The sequence below is a fragment of the Williamsia sp. 1138 genome (assembly GCF_002095435.2).
Lineage (GTDB): Bacteria > Actinomycetota > Actinomycetes > Mycobacteriales > Mycobacteriaceae > Williamsia.
Map to the genome: position 1 here is coordinate 180,013 of NZ_MJEJ02000043.1, position 13,158 is coordinate 193,170.

The following is a 13,158-nucleotide window of genomic DNA, read 5'->3' on the forward strand; positions in this document are numbered from 1 at the left end:
TACCCACCAGGACACTCGACGGTAGGTTGAAATCGTGGAACGACGAATAATGGGTATCGAAACCGAGTTCGGTGTGACGTGTACTTTTCACGGACATCGTCGGCTCAGTCCCGACGAAGTTGCGCGGTATCTCTTCCGCCGGGTGGTCTCGTGGGGGCGTTCGTCGAATGTGTTCCTGCAGAACGGGGCGCGGCTCTACCTCGACGTCGGCTCGCATCCCGAGTACGCAACTGCCGAATGCGACAACCTGCAGCAACTGATCGAGCACGATCGGGCCGGCGAGCTGGTGCTGGAAGATCTCCTGGTGGACGCCGAGCGGCGTCTTGCCGATGAGGGGATCGGCGGCGACATCTACCTGTTCAAGAACAACACCGACTCGGCAGGTAATTCGTACGGGTGCCACGAGAACTACCTGGTGGTCCGTGCCGGAGAGTTCTCCAGGATCTCCGATGTGCTGCTCCCGTTCCTGGTGACCCGCCAGCTGATCTGCGGCGCAGGCAAGGTTCTGCAGACGCCCAAGGCCGCGACCTTCTGTCTGTCCCAGCGTGCCGAGCACATCTGGGAGGGTGTCTCCTCGGCGACCACCCGCAGCCGGCCGATCATCAACACCCGAGATGAGCCGCACGCGGACGCCGAGAAGTACCGGCGACTGCATGTCATCGTCGGCGACTCCAACATGGCCGAGACCACGACGATGCTCAAGGTCGGATCGGCCGCACTGGTGCTCGAGATGATCGAATCGGGCGTCTCGTTCCGGGACTTCGCCCTCGACAACCCGATCCGGGCGATTCGGGAGGTCTCGCACGATCTCACCGGACGACGTCCGGTTCGGCTGGCAGGCGGTCGTCAGGCGAGTGCGCTCGACATCCAGCGCGAGTACCACGCGCGGGCCGTCGAGCACCTGCGCACCCGTAAGCCGGATCAGAACATGACCCAGGTCGTCGATCTCTGGGGCCGGATGCTCGATGCGGTCGAGCAACAGGACTACGCGAAGGTCGACACCGAGGTCGACTGGGTGATCAAGCGCAAGCTGTTCCAGCGCTACCAGGACCGCTACTCGATGGAGCTGTCCGATCCGAAGATCTCTCAACTCGACCTTGCCTACCACGACATCAAACGAGGTCGAGGAGTCTTCGACCTGCTACAGCGCAAAGGTCTTGCCGCCCGGGTCACCACAGATGAGGCGATCGCTGCCGCAGTCGACACACCGCCGCAGACCACGCGAGCGAAACTGCGAGGGGACTTCATCGCCGCGGCCCAGAAAGCAGGACGAGATTTCACGGTCGACTGGGTTCACCTCAAACTCAACGACCAGGCTCAGCGCACGGTCCTGTGCAAGGACCCTTTCCGTAATGTCGATGAGCGCGTCGAACGCCTGATCGCCTCCATGTAGACCCTGCGGCACTAGTCTGGGCGGGTGGCACAGTCAGGTAGCAGCCTTGCGGGAAGTGGGATCGGCGGAGCCCCAAAACCGAAGGCGAAGGTAGAGCGGCAGATGAATCTTGTCATCTGTCTCCTTTCGACGCGGCAGTTCTTGTCCGCCGAACAGATTCGCAAGATCGTGGGCGGTTACGAGACGTCGAAGACCGACGAAGCGTTCAATCGCATGTTCGAGCGGGACAAGAACGAACTCCGGGATCTGGGGATCCCGCTGGAGACCGGACGCAGCTCCGGCCTGTCACCGGTCGACGGTTATCGCATCGATCGTGACGCCTACGAACTCAGTGACGTCGACCTGACCGAGGAAGAGGCCGCGGCAGTCGCGTTGGCTGCGGCGTTGTGGGATTCGCCCGGGCTCGCGGCCAACACACACAGTGCGCTGATGAAGTTGCGCGCCGCGGGTGTGCAGGTCGACGCGGATGTCGTCTTCGAGGAGTCAGCTCCTTCCATCCACTCGTCAGCGCCTCGCGGCATCGGTTCCCAGGAGGTCCTGACGACCCTCCTGGCGGCGGTCGATGCCCGTCGGCAGGTCCGTTTCGAGCATCGGTCTGCCAAGAACCAGCCGTATCAGACGCGGACGATGAAGCCCTGGGGAGTAGTCACGCACCAGCGCCGTTGGTACCTGGTCGGCCACGACGTCGACCGCGGCGAGCCCCGGACCTTCCGGCTGTCCCGGATCGCCTCGGTGGAGCCATTCGGCAGATCGGGTGTTGTCGTGCAACCCGACGACGTGGACCTGCGGGCGATCGTCGCCGAGGCGGTGACCGTGTCGGGGCCACCTCGTATCGCCAGGATCTGGGTGGCGGACAATCGCGCTGCGGGTCTGCGGCGGATTGCGTCGGGGTCGTCGCCCGGTGTTTTCGCCGGCCGAGACGGAACGGTCCTGGACGTCGCGATGAACTCGATCGATGGACTGTCGCGGCAGGTGCTCGGCGCCGGAGCGGATGCGGTCGTCGTCGAACCCCCCGAACTCCGGGACCACGTCGTCAACGAACTGCGGACACTGACCGGGGGAGGGTCATGAGTTCCCCGTCAGCGACGACGTCTCACCTCACCCGGCTGCTGGTCATGGTTCCGTACCTGCAGGCACATCCCGGCGTCAGCGCTGCCACAGCGGCGCGCGATCTGGGTACCACCAGCAAACAGGTGATGAGTGACCTCAACCAACTGTGGATGTGCGGGTTACCGGGGTACTCACCTGGTGACCTGATCGATCTGTCGTTCACCGAGGAGAGCATCGAGGTCACCTTCTCTGCGGGCATCGATCATCCACTCCGCCTGACCGCGGCCGAGGCCGCGCCGCTGCTCATCGCGCTACGCGCGCTGATCGACACTGCAGGTGTGGTGGACACCGGTGCTGCGCGAACCGCCATCGCGAAGATCGAAGCGGCGATGGGTCCGTCGTCGGGTTCCGGTATTACCGCACCGACAGACGCCGGACCCGCCGAATCCGACGCGGTGGTGGCCGTCCGCAGGGCAGTTCGAGACAAGCGCGCCCTTCGTCTGCGGTACTACTCCGCGTCCCGCGACGCCGTCACGGACCGAATCGTGGATCCGGTGCGGCTACAGGCCGTGGAGGGCAACGGGTATCTCGAAGCCTGGTGCCGCGACAGCGACGGTATCCGGCTGTTCCGATTCGACCGCATCGACGACGCCGTGGTGCTCGATGAACCGGCCACCCCGCCTCCCGGTACCGACGACTCGGCCGCTCTGGGCTTGTTCGAATCCGACCCGGCGTTACCGTCGGCATTGATCGAGATCGATTCTGACGTGATCTGGGTGATGGAGTATTACCTGATCGAGCCCGCCGACCCAGACGCGGTCCCGGATTCGACGAAGCCACTGCTGGCGACCATGACGTACGGTTCCGAAGAGTGGCTGACCCGGTTCATCTCAAGTTTCGGTGGCAAGATCCGAGTCCTGGACAACCCCGCTGTCAGCGCGGCGATCACCGAGAGGGCCACCGCTGCGCTGGCAATGTACGAGCACAACACATCGGATTCGGTGTGAACGTTCGGCAAACCCGGTCCGGCACGCCAGACCGGGCCACCAACTCCGGTAGCATCGACCCATAGTCGATTTCGCCCATATCGATTTTGTCAGAAAGGTAGATCAATGACTGGAGCACTCAGCTGGTGGCACATCGTCATTGTCGTCGCCGTCTTCATACTTTTGTTCGGTTCGAAAAAGCTGCCTGACGCGGCGCGCGGCCTCGGCCGGTCCATGCGCATCTTCAAGAGCGAGATCAAAGAGATGCAGAACGATGGCAAATCCGACGGTGAGACGCCGTCCGCCGATGGCGCGCCTCAGATCACTTCCGGCCTGGATGGCTCGACGCCGTCGCAGACGAACCCCGACACCGAGCGTCGATCCGCGTAAGACATCACGGTCCCGTTGGCAGCCAAGGGCGGCAGTTCACCGTGCAGGAAGTTCAGTGACTGATCCGGCTGGGTGCCAATCCGCCAGCAACTGATCTGAAGACAGCCCACCAGTGCGCATTCCTCTCGACCCTCGGCGCCGCAAGCGCAAGGTCAATCCCGATGGCACCATGTCGTTGGTCGACCACCTTCGCGAGCTGCGGACCCGCCTGCTGATCTCGGCGGCCGCCATTGCGTTCACCACGATCCTCGGATTCGCGTGGTACTCCCACGGGGTGTTCGGCATGGACTCCCTGGGCGACCTGCTCCGCCAGCCTTACTGCGACCTGCCGGCGTCGTCACGGGCAAATCTCACCACCGATGACGCGTGTCGACTTCTCGCGACCGGTCCTTTCGACCAGTTCATGCTCCGCCTCAAAGTGGCCTTGACCGCAGGGTTCGTGATGGCCTGCCCGGTGTGGTTCTACCAACTCTGGTCGTTCATCACGCCCGGCATGCATTCGAAAGAGCGCAAGTACGCGGTCTCGTTCGTCACTGCCGCGGCCGTCTTGTTCATCGGTGGCGCCGTGCTCGCGTACATGGTGGTCAGCAAGGCTTTCGAGTTCCTGCTCACCGTCGGTGACAACGTCCAGATCACAGCGCTCGCCGGCGACCAGTACTTCAACTTCCTGCTGCACCTGTTGCTCATCTTCGGTGTGAGCTTCGAGATCCCGCTGCTGATCGTCTCGCTGAATCTGATCGGGGTGCTGCCCTACGCGAAACTGAAGGCCTGGCGGCGTGGCTTGAACTTCGGAATGTTCGTGTTCGCGGCTGTGGCGACCCCCGGCAACGACCCGTTCACGATGCTGGCGCTGGCGGTCGCCCTGTGCATACTGCTCGAGTTCGCAATCCAGATCGCGCGCATCCACGACAAGCGCAAGACCAAGCGGGAAGCGCAGGAGTGGGGCGCGGTCAGCGACGACGAGGCTTCTCCGATCGCCCCTGCGTCGCCTGCCGAACCGGCAACGGGGCCCGTCCGATCTGCGTCGCCGGTGTCGGCCACCTCCTCGGCGAGCGGAGTCGATCACTACGATGACACTCTCTGACACGCGCGTAGAACTGGAAAAGTTCTCCGCGCGCCAGGCGTTCGCGCTCGATCCGTTCCAGCTCGACGCGTGCACTGCTCTCGCCGACGGTCACGGTGTGCTGGTCTGCGCTCCGACAGGCGCAGGCAAGACGATTGTCGGCGAGTTCGCGGTGCATCTCGCCCTCGCTGCCGGCAGCAAGTGTTTTTACACCACGCCCATCAAGGCCTTGAGCAATCAGAAGTACGCCGACCTCGTCCGGGCGCACGGCGCGGACTCGATCGGACTGCTGACGGGCGATTCGTCGGTCAACTCGAACGCACCGGTCGTGGTCATGACGACCGAAGTCCTGCGGAACATGATCTACGCCAATTCTCCCGCCCTGGAGCATTTGTCGCACGTAGTGATGGACGAAGTGCACTTTCTCGCCGACCGCTTCCGCGGTGCGGTCTGGGAAGAAGTGATCCTGCACCTGGCCCCGTCTGTGCGAGTCGTCAGCTTGTCGGCGACCGTCAGCAACGCCGAGGAGTTCGGTTCCTGGATCCAAACGGTCCGCGGCGACACGACCGTGATCGTCGACGACCACCGGCCGATTCCTCTCAGCCAGCACATGATCGTCGGCAACCGACTCTTCGATCTGTTCGACCGCAAAGACCCGAGCGCGCCGAACAAGAAGCCGGCGGTCAACCCCGAACTGACCCGTTACATCCGGCACCGTGAGCTGGCCGCGCGTCGGGACGATGACTACTCGCCGCGTGGATCACGGGGACGCCGCGGCGGATCGCAGCGTGGCGATCCGCGGCGGGGCGGCACCCGTCCGATTTCTCGACCCGATCTGATCGCCAGGCTCGATCGCGACGGGTTGTTGCCTGCCATCGGATTCATCTTCTCGCGCGCCGGGTGTGAAGGCGCGCTGAGTCAATGTCTTCGGTCGGGGCTACGTCTGCTCGAGCCGCACCAGGCCGACGAGGTCAATCGCATCGTCGACAAGTACGTATCCGAACTCTCGGCGTCCGATCAAGACATCCTCGGGGTGCCCAGTTGGCGGGAAGGACTGACCCGAGGGTTCGCAGCGCATCACGCCGGATTGCTCCCTGCGTTCCGACATGCTGTCGAAGAGCTGTTCGTAAAAGGGCTGGTGAAGGCCGTATTCGCAACGGAAACACTGGCTCTGGGCATCAACATGCCGGCGCGGTCAGTGGTACTCGAGCGCCTGATCAAGTTCAACGGCGAGGCTCACGTCGACCTGACGCCGGGTGAGTACACGCAGCTGACCGGCCGCGCGGGCCGCCGCGGTATCGACGTCGAAGGACATGCGGTTGTCGTCTGGACCGATGACCTCGAGCCCACCAGGGTTGCGGGACTCGCCGGGGCCAGAACGTTCCCACTGCGGAGCTCGTTTGCCCCCGAATACAACATGGCGGTGAACCTCATCGGCAGGCTCGGACTCGCCGGCTCCCGCAATCTCCTCGACCGATCGTTCGCGCAGTTCCAGGCCGACAAGTCGGTGGTGGGTCAGGCGCGCCAGATCGACACTGCGCGGCGGCAGCTCCGCAAGATCGAGATCGAACTCGAGAACCGGGCCGAAGGCCGGGGACTCGATGGGGGAATCGACGGGTTCCTGGGCTACACCCGACTCCGCGAAGAGATCCGCTCACGCGAGCGTTCGTTGAAGTTCGAAAACCGCATGGCCACCCAGCAGAGCACGGTCGAGGATCTGTCCGCTCTCAAACGCGGGCAGGTGATCGGGTTGCACGGGGGCAGGCATCGAGGCTTGGCCGTGGTCCTCGAGGCCGCAACCGATCTTCGCGACCCGAAGCCGCTGGTGATCTGTGAGGACGCCTGGTGTGGCCGGGTCGGACCCCGAGATTTCCTCAATCCGCCGCAGGTCCTCGGAAACATGCGGCTGGCCAAGCAGATCGACCGGCGAACCGGCCGCGGCCGTCGAGATCTCGCGTCCGCATTGAGGTCTGCAGGGATAGACATGCCGAAGGGCAAGCAGAGCAAACGTACGCAGGCAGCCGACGACACCGGACTGGCGCGGCTACGTTCGGAGTTGCGCGAGCATCCGGCACACCAGATACCGCAACACGACGAGCTCTTTCGACTCGCGGAACGCCGCAATCGCGTCGCGCGGGAGATCGCGTCGCTGGAAGAGTCGGTCGCACAGCGCACGTCCACTCTGTCGATCAACTTCGACCGCATCGTCGGGGTGCTGAAAGAACTGGGCTACCTGGAACAGCACGCAGGTAAGTCCAACGGCGATCTGATGGTCACCAGAGCAGGGGACACCCTGAGCCGGGTGTACAGCGAAAGCGACCTGCTCATCTGCGAATGCATCCGGTCCGGGCTGTGGGACCAGCTCGGCGCCGCCGAACTCGCGGCCGTTGCGTCGTCGGTCGTGTACGAGTCACGCCGCGATTCCTATGGTGGCGCGGAGTTGGTCACCGGTGTCGCCAGCGTCCGTGAGGCACTGAGCCGCACCCACGCTGCATGGCAGGCGTTGACGCGGATCGAGATGAGCCATCTGATCGAACCCACCCGGGAGCCCGACGCCGGATTCGCCACCGCTATCTACCTCTGGGCCTCCGGCCGGAGCCTGACCGAAGTACTCGCCGCCGCAGGTGAACGCGGGACCTCACTGCCTGCCGGTGATTTCGTGCGGTGGAGCCGGCAGGTCATCGATTTGCTGGAACAGATACGCACTGCGGCGAGCCTGGAAACGTCCGGAGAATCCCGGTTGACGAAATCGGCAACGGCCGCGATCGCCGGTATCCGTCGTGGCGTGGTGGCCGTCGAGCTCGGATGAGCCTGATTGTTGTGCCGCAACATCGGCCCTGGCGCGAATTGTGCCTTCCGGAACACGCCCGACATGTGCGGTATGTTCGGGGTCGGTGATCCCCGTAACTTCGGTGCGGTGAGGACAAGCGGAGGGACAACATGAGCGGGCCACACGACCCCAATAATCCGGGCAGCACGGGGGCGCCTGATGCGTGGCGGCAGGGCGGTCAGCCTGATCAGTGGAGCCAGACGCAGTACCAGCCTCCCGGACCAGGCGAACAACAGCCTCAGGGACAGGCGCCACAAGGTCAACCGCCGCAACAGGGTTGGGGCGCACAGGGACCGCAACAGCATTCGGCGCCGCCTGCCGGGTACCAGCAGCAGCCTGCCGGCGCCGACTACGGCCAACCGGGTAACTACGGCCAGGCGGGTCAGCCCGGGCAATACGGTCAGCCGCCGGGACAGTACGGCCAGCCTGCGGGGCAACAATTCGGTGCACCGCAGAACGCACCGGGACAGTACGGGCAGCCCGGTCAGTACGGCCAGCCGGGTCAAGCCGGCCAGTATGGACAACCGGGCCAGTTCGGTCAGCCCGGCCAGTTCGGTCAGGGCGGTCCGGACCAGTTCGCCAACATGGCGCCGCCGAAGTCGAAGAAGAACCTGCCGCTGTTCGTCGGAGCGGGCGTGGTGGCTTTGATCGCGGTCGTACTCCTCGTCACTGCGTTCCTGGCGCCTGGGTTCGCGGTCACCAAGGTCTTGAGTCAGGATGCGGCACAAGAAGGTGTGAAGACGGTCCTCGAGACCGACTACCAGGCAAAAGACGTGCAGAACGTGCAGTGCCCGAAAGACAAGGAAATCAAGAAAGGCGACACCTTCACCTGCACCGCCACCGTTGCAGGGGCCAATCAGCAGGTGAAGATCACGTTCCTCGACGACGACGGCAAGTATGAGGTAGGGCAACCCACCGCAGCATGATCGAGCGGTGGGTCAGGTCGATCGCAGTACTCAGCCGACCTGCCAACCCAACGCCTTGCTGAGCCGGCCCACCGATGAGCCTATTCCCAGCTCTTCGATGAGGTCGGCAAGTGTGGCGGGATCGGCTGGTTCGGAAGGCAGGCGGTCATCGCCCAGTCCGACGATGTCGGCGTCGGTCCGCACGAAGACCACCGTGCGCGCCGCACGGAGATAGTCGGCCCCCTCGGCAAGAGACTTGCGTTGCCGGGTCGATACTCGTTTGTCGGCCGCTGCAGCAGCACTCTCGAGCTCATCGAGGTCGCCGAACTCGTGCAACAGTTTTGATGCGGTCTTCTCTCCGATACCGGTCACTCCGGGCAGTCCATCGGAGGGGTCGCCGCGCAGAATCGCCATCTCTGCGTACGCGGACCCAGGGTTGTCGGTGGGGAGGTCATATCGTTCGGCAACCTCTGCCGGGCCAAACATCTCGGCCTTCGCGAGTCCGCGTCCCACGTACAGCACTCGCACCGGTACAGGATCATCGGCGACCACCTGCAGCAGATCCCGATCTCCACTGACCACGATGACCGGGTCGGTGCCTTCGCTGTCGGCGAGCGTGCCAAGGACGTCGTCCGCCTCGCAACCCTCCGCTCCGGCGGTCGCAATGCCTGCGGCGGCAAGGACTCTCATGATCATGTCGACTTGAGGGGTCAGGGTGTCAGGAACTTCCTCTGACCCGTCCGTAGCCTCTTCGGCCACTCGATGCGCCTTGTAGGACGGAATGAGGTCGGTCCGGAACGCCGGCCGCCAATCGAGATCGAGGCACACGACGAGCCGGTGCGGATGTTCGCGGGTCACCAACGATGCGATCATGTCGATGAAGCCCCGCACCGCATTGACCGGCCGCCCGTCCGGCGCCGTCATCTTCTCGGGCAGGGCGTGAAAGGCGCGAAACCACAGACTTGCACCGTCGAGCAACATCACCGGAGAGCTCATGGGTCAACCATGCCAGATCGACCGATGCCCGACGGGACCCGAGTTACGTGGCGCTTCGCTCGTCGTTACCCAGCGCACCGAGTACCGCCAGCCGTGTTTCGCTGTCCCCGGTCAGCGGCTTCTCCGAAGGTCCTTGCCGGAGTGCGGCTTTCACGTCATTTCGGGAGATGACCGCGGGGTTGGTGGCGGCCACGAACGTAAAGAACAGTTCGAGGAATCTGTCCGGATCGTCGCGGAATGGGAAGTGTCCCGCGCCGTCGAAGACTTCGAGTTGAGATCCGGGCATCGCGCTGTGCAGCATGTGGGCGTGCGCCACCGGTATCACTTGATCGTCCGAACCCCACACGATCAAGGTCGGGATGCCCGCGCTGAGGTAGCAGCGGTCCAGCATGGTCACGACTTGCCCGCGCCAGTCCACCGCTGAGCGGAGTGTGCGTGCAAACACCTCGGCCGAGCCTTTCTCGGGCATGCGTTCGAGGACCCGCACTATCTCGTTGTTGTCGGTGAACAGGGCGGAAGGGATCAGGTTCTGCAATGACTTGGCCGCAGTGGAGAAGGTCGAGAAGACCGCGGGAATCGACATGAGTCCGAGAACATACTCAGAAAGGGGAAGTGACAGCGCGCGCAGTGCTGGGTTGACGTCCTTGGTGACGCCTCCGGTTCCCACGAGCACGAGCCGTTCGACGAGTTCGGGGTACTGGTAGGCGAACTGTCCGGCAACTCCTCCGCCCAGCGAGTGCCCGACGACGGTCACCCGCTCGATGTCGAGGTAGGTGAGGAGGTCGCGCATCCCGTTGGCGAAGGCAGACACCGAATAGTCGGCGCGCGGCCGATCCGAGAAACCGTGACCCAGAAAGTCTGGCGCGATCACGGTGAACTTCTCGCTGAGCTGATCGAACAACGGCTCCCATGCCAGTGAGTTGTCACCGATTCCGTGAAGGAGCAGAACGGCAGGCCCGTTGCCCGCCCTGCGATATGCGCGCTTGTACCCGTGCAGCGTGGCGAACTGCACCTGTATGGCGTCACTGGGAACCGCACGAAGACGGCGCGGTGTGCCTTTACGGTCCACGGTGACCTCCTCGTTGTGTGGTTCCGTCTATCTTGGGGCCAAGTGGCCGACTTCGCCTGTTCAGCGGCCAAGGAACGCTGTGGCCGCCGAGTACTGGGTGCGAACCTGCACTATTGCGCGTTGGATGCTTCATCGGTTCTTCACGATGCCACATTCCATTGAGCCGTTAGCCTTGGGTGCATGGTGGAGCAGAGATTTTCGGCATCGGTGTACAGATCACGGCTCGAACGGGCGCAGAAGCTGACCGCTGAGGCGGGGCTGACCGCGCTGTTCATCACACCGGGACCCGATCTCCGCTATCTGACGGGTTCCCGCGCGGCAACCTTCGAACGGCTGACGGTGCTCGTTCTCAGCCCGCACCGCGAGGCCCAGGTGATCGTGCCGCGACTGGAACTCGCTGCGCTGCGGGAATCAGCCGTCGGCGAACTCGGACTGCCGATTCACGATTGGGTCGACGGTCAGGATCCGTATGATCTGGCCACAGCCGCCCTCGGCGATGAGATCGGCCGGTATGCGGTGTCGGATGTTGCGCCTGCCCTGCACACGGTGCCCTTGGCGGCCCGAATCGGCTCAGGCCCGGAACTGGCCACCGCGGTGCTCCGAGACCTGCGGATGGTCAAGGACCAAGCCGAGATCGATTCGCTTCGGGAGGCCGGCGCGGCCATCGACCGGGTGCACGCCCGCGTGGGTGAATGGCTCAAGGCCGGCCGTACCGAGAGTGAGGTCGCCGCCGACATCAAGGCGGCGATCGTCGCCGAAGGCCATACCGGGGCCGAGTTCATCATCGTGGGTTCCGGTCCCAACGGCGCTGATCCCCACCACGAGGTGTCCGATCGTGTGATCGAGGACGGTGACGTGGTCGTGGTCGACATCGGCGGACCCGTCGAACCGGGCTACAACTCCGATTGCACTCGAACCTATTGTGTGGGAACCGCTTCGAGTGACGTTGCCGAGCAATACGCGATCCTGCAGCAAGCGCAGGCCGCCGCTGTCGCCGCAGTGAGGCCCGGGGTTCGTGCCGAGCAAATCGACGCTGCTGCTCGCGACATCCTCGTCGATGCAGGACTGGGGGAGCAGTTCGTGCACCGAACCGGTCACGGGATCGGACTGTCGGTGCACGAGGAGCCGTACATCGTCTCCGGCAATGACCTCCCACTTGCCCCGGGTATGGCGTTCAGCATCGAGCCAGGGATTTACTTTCCGGGGAGCTGGGGCGCTCGTATCGAAGACATCGTCATCGTGACCGAGGACGGGTGCGAACCGCTCAACCGGCAACCGCACGAGCTCAGGTACGTCTGACCCTGCTGCAGTCGGCCTTGCTCCACCCGTTTTTGTGGTGTCCACCGGAAGTACCCTCTCTGCCATCCTGGTCGTAAGACACAAGGTGTGGTAGGGGTGGTGGGGATGGAGTGTGACATGGATTTGTTGGATACCCCGATCGATATCCCGATTGGACGGTCAGCGAAGGGGCGGCGGTCGTTCCCGATCGCGTTCCGGGTTGCGTTTTTGCAGCGCTGGGACCTGGCGGTGCAACGCGGCGCCAAGACTCGGTTGATGCGTGAGTACAACCTGACTCGGGCGACCGTGCGAGAGTGGTTAGAGGCCCGCGAGTCTGGTGCGTTCAGTGACTCGATGGTCGCTGCCGCCGACAAAACGAGGGACCGCATGGACAGCCAAGACCGCGCTGAGCTGGCCCGGTTGCGCGCCAAAGTCGCCCGGTTGGAGAAGAAGAACGCCCAGTCCGAGGCGGCGTTGGAGATCATGGGAAAAGCCTTCGAGCTCTTGGACGGGATCACCAAGAGCTCGACCGAGGACGAGGGTCCGCAGATCCCACCGGCGTTGATGAGCGCCGAGCAGTACCAGGCCTGGCTCAAGCGACATCATCTTTCCTGACCGAGTTGGTCACCGCCTTGGCCACTCACACCTGGATCGGGGTCAAAGCCGCATGCGCATTGACCGGTCTGGCTCGCTCGACCTACTACCGGATCGAGCGCGGTTACCGTCATTACAAGCCGGTCCAGGATCCGGTGCCGCACACGCAGCGGTTCCAGCCGGCTGCGCTGACCGCCACCGAAGAAGAGGTCATTGTCGAGATATTGAACCGTGAAGAATACGCGGATCTGTCTGTGCAGCAAACATATTGGCGCGCTTTCGACAAGCGTGAGATCGGTTGCTCACCACGCACGTTCTACCGGATCGCTGCGCGCTACGGCACGGTCGGTGACCGCCGCCGCGGCCACCACAGCAGCCCCGGCAACCACAGTCGATCCAAACCAATCATTCATGCCAGCGGCCCGGGTCAGTTGTGGTCCTGGGACATCACCGACCTGCACGGCCCGACCAACGACGACCGCTACAAGCTCTACCTCGCGATCGACGTGTTCTCCCGCCACCCGGTCTGCTGGCGCATCGAGTACACCGAAAACAAGCCCGCCGCGATCGACATGTTCACCACCGCCATCGCCGAGCACGGCCC

The 13,158-nt window shown here is 63.9% G+C and carries 12 protein-coding genes; 10 read left to right on the forward strand and 2 right to left on the reverse strand.

The genetic code is table 11. The annotated features are described in order from the left end of the window. Positions 1-34: 34 nt before the first annotated feature. The 7 genes from pafA (at position 35) to BH683_RS14415 (ending at position 8,638) form a co-directional block, all read left to right on the forward strand. Positions 35-1,393, forward strand: a complete 1,359-nt coding sequence (pafA, locus tag BH683_RS14385; protein ID WP_094647486.1) for a Pup--protein ligase — start codon at positions 35-37, stop codon at positions 1,391-1,393. 102 nt (positions 1,394-1,495) lie between these two features. Then, complete coding sequence (locus BH683_RS14390) at positions 1,496-2,464, forward strand: WYL domain-containing protein (RefSeq protein ID WP_084836932.1); 969 nt, start codon at positions 1,496-1,498, stop codon at positions 2,462-2,464. Further along, on the forward strand, positions 2,461-3,450 hold the full coding sequence (locus BH683_RS14395; RefSeq protein ID WP_084836933.1) for a YafY family protein: 990 nt from the start codon (positions 2,461-2,463) through the stop codon (positions 3,448-3,450). The genes BH683_RS14390 and BH683_RS14395 overlap by 4 nt, the downstream gene beginning before the upstream one ends. Positions 3,451-3,555: 105 nt before the next feature. Next, on the forward strand, positions 3,556-3,819 hold the full coding sequence (gene tatA, locus BH683_RS14400; RefSeq protein WP_084836934.1) for a Sec-independent protein translocase subunit TatA: 264 nt from the start codon (positions 3,556-3,558) through the stop codon (positions 3,817-3,819). Between the two features lie 112 nt (positions 3,820-3,931). Then, positions 3,932-4,903, forward strand: coding sequence for a twin-arginine translocase subunit TatC (tatC, locus tag BH683_RS14405; protein WP_084836935.1), 972 nt, complete (start codon positions 3,932-3,934; stop codon positions 4,901-4,903). Beyond that, on the forward strand, positions 4,890-7,691 hold the full coding sequence (locus tag BH683_RS14410) for a DEAD/DEAH box helicase (RefSeq protein WP_084836936.1): 2,802 nt from the start codon (positions 4,890-4,892) through the stop codon (positions 7,689-7,691). The genes tatC and BH683_RS14410 overlap by 14 nt, the downstream gene beginning before the upstream one ends. A 131-nt stretch (positions 7,692-7,822) precedes the next feature. Beyond that, on the forward strand, positions 7,823-8,638 hold the full coding sequence (locus tag BH683_RS14415; protein WP_084836937.1) for a DUF4333 domain-containing protein: 816 nt from the start codon (positions 7,823-7,825) through the stop codon (positions 8,636-8,638). Between the two features lie 30 nt (positions 8,639-8,668). Here the strand turns inward: BH683_RS14415 and BH683_RS14420 are convergent, their stop codons facing one another. Next, on the reverse strand, positions 8,669-9,598 hold the full coding sequence (locus BH683_RS14420) for a 5'-3' exonuclease (RefSeq protein WP_084836969.1): 930 nt from the start codon (positions 9,596-9,598) through the stop codon (positions 8,669-8,671). A gap of 58 nt (positions 9,599-9,656) precedes the next feature. Beyond that, positions 9,657-10,682 (reverse strand): alpha/beta hydrolase, encoded by a 1,026-nt coding sequence (locus tag BH683_RS14425; protein ID WP_084836938.1) that lies wholly within the window; start codon positions 10,680-10,682, stop codon positions 9,657-9,659. Between the two features lie 180 nt (positions 10,683-10,862). Here BH683_RS14425 and BH683_RS14430 point away from each other — a divergent pair, with 180 nt between their 5' ends. The 3 genes from BH683_RS14430 to BH683_RS14440 all read left to right on the forward strand — a co-directional run. Continuing rightward, positions 10,863-11,981 carry a Xaa-Pro peptidase family protein gene (locus BH683_RS14430; protein WP_084836939.1) on the forward strand — a complete coding sequence of 373 codons (1,119 nt, stop codon included), beginning with the start codon at positions 10,863-10,865 and terminating at the stop codon, positions 11,979-11,981. A 117-nt stretch (positions 11,982-12,098) separates the two neighbouring features. Continuing rightward, positions 12,099-12,575 (forward strand): hypothetical protein, encoded by a 477-nt coding sequence (locus BH683_RS14435; RefSeq protein ID WP_084834288.1) that lies wholly within the window; start codon positions 12,099-12,101, stop codon positions 12,573-12,575. 5 nt (positions 12,576-12,580) lie between these two features. Further along, on the forward strand, positions 12,581-13,158 hold a 578-nt coding region (locus BH683_RS14440), incomplete at its 3' end, for a DDE-type integrase/transposase/recombinase (protein WP_143695939.1).

Bases quoted from the DNA above. Each gene is read 5' to 3' on its own strand.
- BH683_RS14415 (WP_084836937.1), top strand. From the start codon at position 7,823: ATGAGCGGGCCACACGACCCCAATAATCCGGGCAGCACGGGGGCGCCT.
- BH683_RS14435 (WP_084834288.1), top strand. From the start codon at position 12,099: ATGGATTTGTTGGATACCCCGATCGATATCCCGATTGGACGGTCAGCG.
- BH683_RS14410 (WP_084836936.1), top strand. From the start codon at position 4,890: ATGACACTCTCTGACACGCGCGTAGAACTGGAAAAGTTCTCCGCGCGC.
- BH683_RS14420 (WP_084836969.1), bottom strand. From the start codon at position 9,598: ATGTTGCTCGACGGTGCAAGTCTGTGGTTTCGCGCCTTTCACGCCCTG.
- BH683_RS14430 (WP_084836939.1), top strand. From the start codon at position 10,863: ATGGTGGAGCAGAGATTTTCGGCATCGGTGTACAGATCACGGCTCGAA.
- tatA (WP_084836934.1), top strand. From the start codon at position 3,556: ATGACTGGAGCACTCAGCTGGTGGCACATCGTCATTGTCGTCGCCGTC.
- BH683_RS14390 (WP_084836932.1), top strand. From the start codon at position 1,496: ATGAATCTTGTCATCTGTCTCCTTTCGACGCGGCAGTTCTTGTCCGCC.
- BH683_RS14395 (WP_084836933.1), top strand. From the start codon at position 2,461: ATGAGTTCCCCGTCAGCGACGACGTCTCACCTCACCCGGCTGCTGGTC.